13 protein-coding genes and 1 riboswitch are annotated in these 12,363 nt (G+C 34.2%); of the genes, 2 read left to right on the forward strand and 11 right to left on the reverse strand.

Annotation, left to right across the window (positions count from 1 at the left end; translation table 11 throughout):
• Nucleotides 1-160: 160 nt before the first annotated feature.
• Both AAG068_RS18250 and AAG068_RS18255 read left to right on the forward strand, forming a co-directional pair.
• Entirely contained in the window at nt 161-976 is an 816-nt protein-coding gene (locus AAG068_RS18250) for a formate/nitrite transporter family protein (RefSeq protein WP_342715360.1), read from the forward strand.
• Nucleotides 977-1,117: 141 nt separating this feature from the next.
• The gene (locus AAG068_RS18255; RefSeq protein ID WP_001043904.1) at nt 1,118-1,390 is read left to right on the forward strand and encodes an HU family DNA-binding protein; all 273 of its coding nucleotides are present in this window, start codon (nt 1,118-1,120) and stop codon (nt 1,388-1,390) included.
• A 21-nt stretch (nt 1,391-1,411) separates the two neighbouring features.
• Here AAG068_RS18255 and AAG068_RS18260 read toward each other — a convergent pair whose 3' ends face one another.
• The 11 genes from AAG068_RS18260 to AAG068_RS18310 form a co-directional block, all read right to left on the reverse strand.
• On the reverse strand, nt 1,412-1,891 hold the full coding sequence (locus AAG068_RS18260) for a GNAT family N-acetyltransferase (protein WP_342715362.1): 480 nt from the start codon (nt 1,889-1,891) through the stop codon (nt 1,412-1,414).
• 159 nt (nt 1,892-2,050) lie between these two features.
• Entirely contained in the window at nt 2,051-4,471 is a 2,421-nt protein-coding gene (locus AAG068_RS18265) for a heavy metal translocating P-type ATPase (protein ID WP_342715363.1), read from the reverse strand.
• A 96-nt stretch (nt 4,472-4,567) separates the two neighbouring features.
• Nucleotides 4,568-4,774, reverse strand: coding sequence for a copper chaperone CopZ (copZ, locus tag AAG068_RS18270; RefSeq protein WP_166702093.1), 207 nt, complete (start codon nt 4,772-4,774; stop codon nt 4,568-4,570).
• A gap of 202 nt (nt 4,775-4,976) precedes the next feature.
• Complete coding sequence (locus tag AAG068_RS18275; RefSeq protein WP_000509876.1) at nt 4,977-5,279, reverse strand: metal-sensing transcriptional repressor; 303 nt, start codon at nt 5,277-5,279, stop codon at nt 4,977-4,979.
• Between the two features lie 397 nt (nt 5,280-5,676).
• A complete protein-coding gene (gene metQ, locus AAG068_RS18280; protein ID WP_342715364.1) occupies nt 5,677-6,483 on the reverse strand; it encodes a methionine ABC transporter substrate-binding lipoprotein MetQ in 807 nt (268 codons plus the stop codon).
• Between the two features lie 262 nt (nt 6,484-6,745).
• Nucleotides 6,746-6,855: riboswitch (SAM riboswitch) on the reverse strand.
• A 178-nt stretch (nt 6,856-7,033) separates the two neighbouring features.
• A complete protein-coding gene (locus AAG068_RS18285; protein WP_000849106.1) occupies nt 7,034-7,261 on the reverse strand; it encodes a hypothetical protein in 228 nt (75 codons plus the stop codon).
• A gap of 275 nt (nt 7,262-7,536) precedes the next feature.
• Nucleotides 7,537-8,355: an alpha/beta hydrolase gene (locus AAG068_RS18290; protein ID WP_342715365.1), complete on the reverse strand. Its 819-nt coding sequence runs from the start codon at nt 8,353-8,355 to the stop codon at nt 7,537-7,539.
• A 16-nt stretch (nt 8,356-8,371) separates the two neighbouring features.
• Entirely contained in the window at nt 8,372-9,193 is an 822-nt protein-coding gene (locus tag AAG068_RS18295; protein WP_342715366.1) for an ABC transporter ATP-binding protein, read from the reverse strand.
• A 14-nt stretch (nt 9,194-9,207) separates the two neighbouring features.
• Entirely contained in the window at nt 9,208-10,230 is a 1,023-nt protein-coding gene (locus AAG068_RS18300; RefSeq protein ID WP_342715367.1) for a FecCD family ABC transporter permease, read from the reverse strand.
• Nucleotides 10,223-11,230: a FecCD family ABC transporter permease gene (locus AAG068_RS18305; RefSeq protein WP_342715368.1), complete on the reverse strand. Its 1,008-nt coding sequence runs from the start codon at nt 11,228-11,230 to the stop codon at nt 10,223-10,225. The genes AAG068_RS18300 and AAG068_RS18305 overlap by 8 nt, the downstream gene beginning before the upstream one ends.
• A 27-nt stretch (nt 11,231-11,257) precedes the next feature.
• A complete protein-coding gene (locus tag AAG068_RS18310) occupies nt 11,258-12,223 on the reverse strand; it encodes an iron-hydroxamate ABC transporter substrate-binding protein (RefSeq protein WP_342715369.1) in 966 nt (321 codons plus the stop codon).
• Nucleotides 12,224-12,363: the final 140 nt, after the last annotated feature.

Raw genomic sequence — 12,363 nt, forward strand, 5'->3', positions numbered from 1 at the left:
GTTACATTAGTGTGACAACATAAACAATGTAGTTATATCCAATTTCACCCTACTCACTTTGACAAATTTATACAGAAGTCATAACATATTTTTATAATACATAGATTCTTAAAAATGTTCCATCTATTTATTTCATCATTTTATTAAGGAGAGATTATTCATGTCTGTATTTACACCAGAAGAAATTACGGAGCTTGCTACTAATTCCGGAAGAAAAAAAGCTTATTTATCATTACTCCCTATGCTAATTCTCGGCTTTTTTGGTGGTGCTTTCATAGCATTAGGATATTTACTCGATATTCATGTTATTGGAACAATGCCAAAGTCTTGGGGATCGTTTACTAGTTTTCTAGGTGCCGCTGTATTCCCTATCGGTCTTATACTCGTCATTCTTGCAGGCGGTGAGCTAGTAACTGGCAATATGATGACCGTTTCAATGGCGTGGCTTCACAAAAAAATCGACTTATTTCACTTCATTCGAAATTTAGTCATTGTTACGTTTAGCAACTTCATAGGTGCTGTATTCGTTGCTTATTTTTTCGGTCATATCGTCGGATTAACAGAGGGCGCTTTTTTAGCGAAAACGGTTGTTATTGCGCAAGCTAAACTTCAAGATACACCACTGCAAGCCTTTATTTCTGCAATCGGATGTAATTGGCTCGTTTGTTTAGCTGTTTGGCTTAGTATGGGAAGTAAAGAATTTATCGGAAAGATTATCGGCATTTGGTTCCCAGTTATGACTTTTGTTGCAATTGGATTTCAACACGTTGTAGCTAATATGTTTGTCATTCCAGCTGCAATTTTTGCTGGTCATTTAACTTGGATCGAATATTTTCCAAACTTTATTTTTGTTTTCTTCGGAAACTTAGTAGGAGGTATGTTATTTGTAGCATTACCTTATTTCATATCTTATAATAAAAAACTGCCTTCCAATAAAGAGCAAACCGAATTAAAGAAAAAATCTGTATCCGCTTAAATGTACCGTCTATACAATGGCTCTAAAAAATATTACAAATTTCATTTTTTTTACGAATATATGTACGTACACTTGTTCTCGAATGCTTTATACGTTATAATAACAACTTAAATAGCATTATTTACATATGAGGTGAAAAACATGAACAAAACAGAATTAATTAAAAACGTAGCACAAAACGCTGAGATTTCTCAAAAAGAAGCTACTGTAGTTGTACAAACTGTAGTAGAATCAATCACTAACACTTTAGCTGCTGGTGAAAAAGTACAACTTATCGGATTCGGTACATTCGAAGTTCGCGAAAGAGCTGCTCGTACAGGCCGTAACCCACAAACTGGTGAAGAAATGCAAATCGCAGCTTCTAAAGTACCTGCTTTCAAAGCTGGTAAAGAACTAAAAGAAGCTGTAAAATAATGAAAAAAATAGCCTTCTCGTTTACGAGAGGGCTATTTTTTTCATTACATAATTAATAAAAATCTGACCATTATGCTTTTTCTTTCGTTCCTTTATGCAAATAAAACCTTTCCTTTCAAAGAAAGGTTTTGCTGTAATACTCGCCTCTGTATATATCTCTCCACGCCCCAAGTTCACTGCTTCTTTTTCTAACTTCTGTAGTATGTATGAGGCTATCCTTTTCCCTTGATAATCTTTATGTGTAAATAAACGATCTACGTAATGATCATCATTATAATCGCCAAATCCTACTATCATACCGTTATCATCCGCTACATAACTAATATTTTTCTCTAAAGAATGTAACCAACTTTCTCTATCTAGTCGCTCTGGTGCCCATGCCTGTAGCTGTAATACGTTATAATCTTTTGCATTAATTGTATGAACTGTTTCATAGAACAACTGTAATACTTGTTCTAAATCCTCTTTATAGAATGTTCTAATGATCGTATTTTTTAACATATATGAACCTCCTTACTAAACTATCATTTAACTTGTCTACCACCTAGTATTCAATATTTCTGCTTTATTATATCTTTTTTCTTTCTATATAAACAAAAACAATACTTATTTCAAAGTATTGTTTTTGTTTATAAGCCTATGCAATTACTATATAGATTTTTATTTTTTTAATTTCACTCTTTGTAATCGTAATGCATTTAATACGACCGATACAGAACTAAATGCCATAGCAGCTCCTGCAACCCAAGGTGCTAAGAAGCCGAACGCTGCAATCGGGATTCCTAAGCCATTATAAGCTAGTGCCCAGAATAAGTTTTGCTTAATATTTCTAATCGTCATCTTACTCATAAAGATTGCATCAGCAATACTATTTAAATCACCACGGATTAACGTAATATCTGCTGCTTCCATCGCTACATCCGTTCCTGTTCCAATTGCCATACCGATATCCGCCGTTGCAAGAGCAGGAGCATCATTTATTCCATCTCCAACCATTGCTACTTTCTTACCTTGCGCTTGCAGTTTTTTCACTTCTTCTGCTTTTCCTTCTGGTACTACTTCTGCAATTACGTGATCAATACCAACTTGTTTAGCGATTGCCTGAGCAGTTTGTGTATTATCTCCTGTAATCATAACAACGTCTAGACCCATTTTCTTAAGTCTTGCGATAGCTGCTTTTGAAGTATCTTTTACAGTATCTGCAACGGCAACTATACCAGCATACTCCTTATCTATTGCTATTAACATTGCTGTTTTTCCTTCTCGTTCTAGCTCTTCCATTGATTTAGAAACTTCTTCAATATCAATATTGAATTTCTTCATTAATCGACGTGTACCAATTAATAATTGTTTCCCTTCTACAACTGATTCAATACCGAATCCCGGGATCGCTTCAAACGTTTCTGAACTTGGGATATCAATTTTCTTTTCTTTAATTCCTTCTACAATCGCTTCTGCAAGTGGGTGTTCAGAATTTTTTTCTGCCGCACCTACTAAACGTAGTATTTCTTCTTCATGGAATCCATCTGCTACAATTACATCTGTTAACACGGGCTTCCCGTTTGTCACAGTACCTGTTTTATCTAGAATAACTGTATTTAATCGATGCGTTGCTTCTAAATGCTCTCCACCTTTAAATAAAATACCATACTCAGCTGATCTTCCAGACCCAGCCATAATAGATGTAGGCGTTGCAAGACCTAATGCACACGGACAAGCGATAACAAGTACTGCTATCATTTTCTCAAGTGCTCCGCCAAAATCACCTGGTGTAACAAAGATCATCCACACTGCAAATGTGATAATAGCAATTACAACTACAACCGGCACGAAAATACCTGAAATTTGATCTGCTACCCTTTGAATAGGAGCTTTTGAACCTTGAGCCTCTTCTACTACTTTAATAATTTGAGCTAATGCAGTATCCCTTCCTACCTTAGTTGCTTTCACTTTTAAAAATCCATTTTTATTCATTGTAGAACCGATTACTACATCCCCAATTGTTTTATCAACTGGAATGCTTTCACCTGTTAACATCGATTCATCTATTGCTGACTTTCCTTCTACAATTTCTCCATCTACCGGGATTTTTTCACCAGGCTTTACATAAACGATATCACCAGCTACTACTTCTTCGATTAAAATTTTCATTTCTGTTCCATCTCGTACAACTGTAGCTGTCTTTGCTTGTAAACCCATCAACTTTTTAATTGCTTCTGATGAACGTCCCTTTGCTTTTGCTTCAAATAATTTACCTAAAATAATTAGTGTAATAAGTACCGCGCTCGTTTCAAAATATAAATCTGTCATATGTTCCGAAGAACCGATAGATTGAATGCTTAAATATACACTATAGAAATAGGCGGCCGACGTTCCAAGTGCCACAAGAACATCCATGTTAGCACTTTTATTACGTAACGCTTTATAGGCCCCAACATAAAATTGCCCACCAATAATAAACTGAACTGGCGTTGCAAGAGCTAGTTGCACCCAAGGGTTCATAAGCATATCAGGTAAATAAATAAACGATGTAAATGAGAAATGACTTACCATTGCCCAAAGTAACGGGAATGATAAAATAAACGAAATGATAAATTTCTTCTTTTGTCGCTCAATTTCTTGTAAGCGATGATCAGTTGATCCGTCTTGCTCATCTGATTTCACTTCCAATTTATATCCTAATTTCGTAATTGCACTCTTCATTTCATTTACATTAATTTCATCAGGATTAAAATCTACTGTAGCCGATTCCAAAGCGAAATTTACTGTCGCTCCGTTCACACCTTGTAACTTATTTAAACGCTTTTCTACTCTATTCGCACATGCTGCGCATGTCATCCCTGAAACAGTAAACTCAGCTTTATCACTTACAATTCCATATCCTAACGATTCAACTTTTTCCTTAAATTGTTGCGGATTTGTTTTTTGAGGATCATACATTATTTTTGTTTTTTCAAGTGCAAAATTTACATTTGCATCATGAACACCGTCTACTTTTTTCAGACCTTTTTCAATTCTATTCGCACATGCCGCACATGTCATTCCTGATATTTGAAGATTGGCCTCTTTCTGTTCATTCATGTCTCTCACCTCTATATACCCTTATGAGGTATAATTATTAGCAAAATAAATCGTACTTTCTATAAAGTACGATTTATTTCCATATCTAAAAAATAATTATTGAACATCGTATCCTTGATCTTCAATTACAGCAACGATATCTTTTAACGTTACAACTGATGAGTCGATAGTAACTTCAACAGTGCCTTCTGCTAATTGAACCTTCACTTGTTCAACACCGTTTAGTTCTTTCACACTGCTTTCAATAGAATTTACACAATGTCCACAAGACATACCTTCAACTTTTAATGTTAACTGTTCCATTTAAAATCCTCCTCTTGTTTCTTCATTGTTTGTTAATCACAATTACATCTTACCATACCCCCCTAAGGTAATCAATGGTTTTGTATCATGATTTTTCAATTATTTTCTAAAAGTTTATTTTACATACACTTTTTCACATCAATACCCCGAAACCTTATATGAAAGTAAACAAAAAACAAGCCAGTTACATACTAGCTTGTTTTTACGCTTTTGAAAAACGTTCAAATACAGTCATTAATTCTTCAATTGCTTCGTCACCATTGCCATCTTTAATAGCACCTGAAACGCAATGACTTGTATGGTTTTTTAATACACCCATTCCTACTTTTTTCATCGCTGCATTAATCGCTGAAATTTGCACTAAAATATCCACACAATAGCGATCATTTTCAATCATATTTTGAATACCGCGGACCTGTCCTTCAATTCTCTTTAATCTATTTATAATTTGTTCTTTTTCTTTTTCTGATCTATGTGTTACCGCTTCATGCTCTTTATGACCCATATTATCACCTTCTTAAAGTTTCTCTTCATCCAATAAAACAATTGCTTTTACGAGTATACCAATTATAGCATTAATTATCTATGTATGATACCCCATATGAGTATATTTCCGCTCTAAGCTTATTCTTAACAATTTATTAGCTTCTCAGTCTCAATTTTCATGATACCCTTTCCTTTTTCAAAAAAACATTACATTCTCCATCAGAACTTAATAAAGTAAAATGTTTATTCACTTTTGTGCTATGTTCTTCAACTAAAGCCTCCATTAATGTACATTCCCTAACAATTTCTCGTTGCAAATATAAAAGGGCTACCTTAGTAGCCCTTAATAAAATAATTAATTTTCATCAGTTATAAAATACGTAGTTGTAAAGAGTACAATTTCTTAGTTTTCAAAGTTATTCTTTTACAGGAATAACAGCACCGTTATATTCCTTATTAATAAAATCTTCAATTTCTTTCGAATGCAATACTTCTACAAGTGCTTTAATTTCTTTCTTATCTTTGTCACCTTTACGAACTGCAACTACGTTTACATATGGAGAATCCTTACCTTCAATCGCAATTGCATCTTTTCTTGGATTTAATTTTGCATCAATTGCATAGTTAGCATTAATTAAAATAGCATCACCTTCTTTATTTTTATACATTTGTGTTAATAAACCAGGCTCAATGTCTGTTTTGAATTTCAAATTTTTCGGATTTTCTGCAATATCTTTTACGGTTGCTTTTACAGGATCTATACCATCTTTAATTTTTAAAATACCTTCTTTTTGTAAAATCGCTAAACCACGTCCATGATCAGTAATTGCATTACTCATAATAATTGTTGCACCATCTGGAAGCTCTTTTAGATTTTTATATTTTTGAGAATATAAACCGATTGGTTCAATGTGTATTTTTCCAGCTACTTCAAAATCATATTTTTTGTCTTTCATTTCTTTCTCTAAGAACGGAATACCTTGGAAATAATTTACATCTAATTCTTTATTCGCCAATGATTTATTTGGTAATACGTAGTCTTGGAATTTTTTAATTTCTAGTTCTACACCTTTTTTCTCAAGTAATGGTTTTGCTTTTTCCAAAATAACTGCATGAGGTACATTAGAAGCACCAACAACAAGCTTATCTTCACTTTTTCCTCCACAAGCAGCTAAACCAAAAATTGTCGTTGTAATAAGTCCTGATAGTAATAGTTTTTTCATGTTGTAAACACCCTTCTTCTTTTATGTATTTATTTATTAATTCACGCTGTAACAAATCAATAATCCATTTTATTAGAACAACACTAGGACATGCACAAATTGGTTCATTGATTTTCACATCGTTATTCCTCCTGCACACGGACTGTATAAATCGCTCTATTTTCCCTCAGAATAGTCTTCACTCACATTTGAACAACAAAAAACCTTTCTGCCCTTAGAATGAGCAGAAAGGTTTGTATGCATATATCGATACTATCCCTTTCTCTCATCTCTCAAAGCATTTGCTTTGCAGGAATTAGCACCATTTCAATGTAAAAATTGATGGTTGCTGGGTTTCATAGGGCACAGTCCCTCCACCTCTCTGGATAAGAGAAATCAGATTTAATTTTCATCTGATTCGAAATCTATTAAATTATCTATATTTTATGAATTGAATTTTATCAACATAAACTCGTTATGTCAATAATTGTTTATGAAAAAAACTTCAATCACAAATATAAAAGTCTCAATCCACACGTATAAATTGAGACTTCTTTCTTCCTATATATAATTATTGCTGATCACATACTTTTGTATCATTCACTACTGAAGTTCCTTCAACGGTTACCGTATGAAAACAGTCATTTACACGAACTGTCACAACATTATCTTGCCGATCAATAACGTGATATTCATTAAAATTTTTATTTAGAGCACTGCGAATTTGTTCTCCCTCATAAATTGGAATGCCATGTGATAAAACCCAAATAAGCCCAGCGATAGCGAGAATAGTTTTCATACGATCTACCTCCTTGAGAATATAGTGAACTTTTAATCCGTTCTTTTAGCTCCACTAATCATAAATGGAATGAACTAAGCCTTTTTGGAAATAAGTTCATTTCGTCTATTTTATGTTTATGCTAATTGTGACCGAATTGTGACAACTTTTTGTCTCTTTAGACGAAAAGTTGAAACAAAACTTTCAAAAAGGACAATTCTACTTGAACAAACGAAAGGCTATGGAGAATTTCCCCATAGCCTTTCGTTTGCATTTTATTAGACAATCATTCCAAATTATACGTGACTAATAAATCTTAACCCTTTACTTAAAGAAGTCGGCACAACAGATGCGTGATTCTCCCCTTCAGCTTCATAAAACGTAAATCTAAACTGATCATGTTTTACTTGGAAAAGGCGCTCTGATAATTCATTTGCCCCTACAACCATATGCTCTCGTTCTAGTGATCCAACTGTAAGGAACACTCCCGTTTCAAACTTGGCACTGTTTAATTCATTTATAAAATTCTCTTCTTTTTCAAGAACAGATTGATTATTCCACCAAATAGACGGACTACTAATAAAATAATTTTGAAAAGCATTTGCGTTTGTGAATAGTATATGTAAAGCAAATAAACCACCTAGTGAATGCCCAAATAACGTTTGTTTTCTTTTATCAATCTCATAATTCTTTTCAATCTGCGGCTTTAATTCTTCTTCAATAAAAGTAAAGAAATTATTTGCTCCTCCTGTTTTAGGCCACGGTTTACCGTCTGGTTTTAAAGGCGCATCTTTTGAAATTACGCTAGGCGTAAAATCATAGCATCTTTCTTCACCTGAAAATGCCCCTTCAATCGGATAACCAATACCTACTATAATGGCTGGTGAAACACCTGTTTTTTCTGCCCTAACTGATTGTATTTTAACCGCTTCATGGAATGTTTGAAAAAAGGCATTGCCATCTAATACGTATATAACAGGATAGCCTGACTCTGGTGCTGGTTGCCTCGGCTTTGAAATATAAATTTGATATTCCTTACTTTCTATTTTCGAATACATTTTCCACTGTTCCGTATTAGATGTTATAATCTGCTGTTTTTCAATCGTAGTATTCATCTTATATCCCCCCTTTTTAACTCATTACATATATTTCAACTTTCTCTTCTTGAAGTCCAACGCTATCGTACCCAAAACAAACAGGAGACCCATTATACGGATCAATCATGACACGCGCATCAATATGAAATACTTCTTTTAACACTTCATTTGTTATGATTTCTTCTGGGATACCAGTTGTAACGATTTCCCCTTCCTTCATTGCAATAATCTCATCTGAAAACCTTGCTGCATGGTTAATATCGTGTAGTACCATTACGACCGTACAATTATGTTCTTTATTTAACCTCTCCACAATTTGTAATACATCTAATTGATGAGACATATCAAGATATGTTGTTGGTTCATCTAGTAGTAACACTTCTGTCTCTTGTGCTAAAGCCATCGCTAGCCATACCTTTTGCCTTTGACCACCAGATAGATTTGCTATTTGTCTCGTTCTAAATTCAGATGTTTTCGTTATATCTAAGGCCCAATCAATCATCTCTTTATCTTTTGAAGTTAACTTATTTACGTTATTTCGATGTGGATAGCGTCCATAAGAAATTAATTCTTCTACTTTCAGCTCTCCTGGTGCAATTGGAGTTTGCGGAAGTAAAGCTAACTGCTTCGCAATTTCTTTCGTTGGAATTGTATTTAAATCCTGTCCTTGTAAATAGACTTTACCGCTCTTTTGCTTTAAAATTCTTCCCATTGTTTTTAACAGTGTAGATTTACCGCACCCGTTTGGTCCTATAATTGTCGTTACTTTTCCTTCTTGTATTTCCACATTTAAATCGCGAAACACTGTAAGCTTTTCATAACTCGTTTCTAAATTTTTTGCACTTAAAATACTCACTTTTATTCCTCCTCTTACGCTTTCGCCTTATAAAGTAAATATAAGAAATACGGTACGCCGACAATAGAAATAACGATTCCCACTGGTAACTCTACAGGTGTGAAGACTGTTTTTGCAATAAAGTCTGAAGCAATTACAAGGAACATACCGATTACTCCACACGTAGGAATGATATGCTTATGCTGAATGCCGACAAGTCTTTTCGCTATATGCGGTGCCATTAGTCCAATGAAACCAATACTTCCTGAAACAGCAACACATGCACTAACAAGTCCGATACTACTTAGTAGTAAAATAGATTTCTCTCTTTCTACTGAAACACCTAAACTTGTAATACTCGTTTCTTCCAATTGAAATAAATCTAATAAATAAGCTTTCTTTTGTATAAGCGGAATTAATATGATAAGCCACGGCAACATTGCAACAATATACTTCCAGTTTGCATTATATATACTTCCCGATACCCAAACTGCAGCCATCTCGAAATCAGTTGACTTCATTTTGAGTGATAGGTACATAGAAAATGCTCCAAATCCTGATCCAATTGCAATCCCTGTTAATAAAAGACGCTGCGAATCTAACTTACCGTTTTTCCAAGAAAACAGATAAATGATGATAGCTGCACCTAATCCGCCGACTAAACCAAACATTGGCATCATCATAATAGAAACCCAGTCGGTGCTCTTTAATTGTCCTTGAAAGAAAAACATAAAGATGACGATCGCTGTTCCTGCTCCGGCATTTACTCCTAAAATACCTGGGTCTGCCAGTCCGTTTCTCGTAATCCCTTGAATTACAGCACCTGCAACACCTAAGCCTAAGCCTACTAATCCAGCGATTAAAATGCGCGGAAGACGGAACTCAAAAATAACTAAATCATGGTCTGGTACTGGATCTATTCTAAAGAGTGTTTTACATACATCTGTAATCGTAATATCAAACATACCATTCGTTAAACTAATATAAATAGCACATAGTATTAAAAATAAAATAATCCCCATCGTCATTCCAAAACGTTGGCTTGAACTTTTAAGCATGTCTCTCTCCTCCTCTTGTACGGATTAAATAAAGGAAGAAAGGAATTCCAATTAAAGATGTTACGACTCCAATTGGCGTTTCAAATGGATAATTTACAAATCTACTTAAAACATCACATAACGCTAAGAAAACCCCACCAATAACGCCTGCACATGGCAATATCCATTTATAATCTACTCCAATTATAAAGCGGGTAATGTGCGGAATAATTAAACCTACAAAACCAACTTTCCCCACTAAAGCAACTGCCGTTCCTGTTAAGAAAATAACTGATAAAATAGCCATTGCTTTAACTAGTTTTGTACGCTGCCCTAAATTAATAGACACTTCTTCTCCTAAAGAAAGAATGGTAATAGATTTTGATATTAACAATGCTAAAATTATTCCAATTATTCCAAACGGTATCGTAATTTTAATAATATTCGGGTCCACTTGGTCTAACTTTGCATTAAACCAAAAACTAATATTTTGAGAGATTTGGAAATACGAAGCCATTGCAGCCGATACGCTGCTTAAAAACGTTCCAATAACTGTCCCTATAATTGCTAACCGGACTGGTGATAAGCCGTTTTGAAGAAGTGAACCAAAACCAAACACAATACCTGCTCCTAGTGCAGAACCAATCATTGAACATAAAACCATACCAACCGATGACATGCCCGGAAGAAAAATCATACAAAGTGTAATAACAAAAGCTGCCCCATCTGTCACACCCATAATAGAAGGGGATGCAAGATAGTTTCTTGTCATCCCCTGCATAAGTGCTCCTGATATGGCTAGAAATGCTCCGACTAAAAGAGCAGCAACTACCCTTGGTAAACGTGAAGTAATAATAATATTATGATTTACATCACTTGAATCAAAATGAAATAATGCGTTCCACACTGTTTCAGCATCAATACTTTTGGCCCCATACAAAATCGAAAGTATAACTGTAAATAAGATGAGTATGGGTGCTATACATAATATAGTCACTGGTACTGCATTTGTTTTCTGCATATCATTCAACGCACCTTACTTATTGTATTATTTAGATAAATTTTTCACTGCTTCTTTTAAGAATGCTGTTTTACTCCAAGCTGTACCACCTTGTGCCATTGGGTCTACAACGTTTACAAATACTTTCTTTTCTTTCGCAGCATTCATACTTTGCCAAATTGGATTGCTTTCAATTTCTTCTAGCACTTTCGGGTTTTTATTTTCAGTTGTCTCATATTGTAAGAAAATATAATCCGGGTTAAGTTCAGCAAGTTTTTCAAATGAAATTTTCTCTTGTGCTTTTACAGTTTTAAGTTGTTCTGGAGCAGTTAATCCAAGATCTTTATAAATTACAGGATTGAAGTATACTCCTTCTGGATATAGAAATAATTCGTTTGCTCTTAGTCTAATAACAAGAACTTTTTTGTCTTTTAACTTATCTCCTAGTTTTGCTTTTGCTTTTTCGGCATCTGCATTGTAATCTTTAATAATTTTTTCTGCTTTATCTTTTTTACCAGTTAATTCTCCCATTAACTTTAAGTTATCTTCCCAATTTGTTGAAACGTGTGATACCGGGAATGTAGGAGCTACTTTCGTAAACTTTTCAGCTGTTTCTGCTGGGAATTTCGTACTTGATGTAATAACATCTGGTTTTAATTGAAGTAATGTTTCAAAATTTGGTTGCATTTTCTCACCAACAGATTTCGCACCCTCTAAATCTTTCTCAAGATACTTCGGTAATTTACCACCTACAGTAATAGCACCGACTGGCTTAAGACCAAGTACTGCTGCATCTTCCATTGACTCTAAACTAGCTGTCGCAATTTTATCTACTTTTGCTGGCACTGTATATTCTTTACCTAAATATGTAATTTTTCTTTTTTCGTCTTTTTTCGTTTCCGTAGCTTTTGTCTGTTGCTTTTGCTCTCCTGAAGTCTTATCCGTACTATTACATGCTGCTAGCCCTACACTTAAAACTGTAACCATCCCTAATGTAAATAACTTCTTATTCATCTTTATATAACTCCTCTCGAATTTTCAATAAAATTTAACTATATGAAACTTGTCTTACATATATATTTCATTAGATTAATAATCCTATCCAGAACTCATTCTCGTTCACTTCCCCTAAACTATAATTCTTTTACACCTCA

This window comes from Bacillus paramycoides (assembly GCF_038971285.1).
Taxonomy (GTDB): Bacteria; Bacillota; Bacilli; order Bacillales; family Bacillaceae_G; genus Bacillus_A.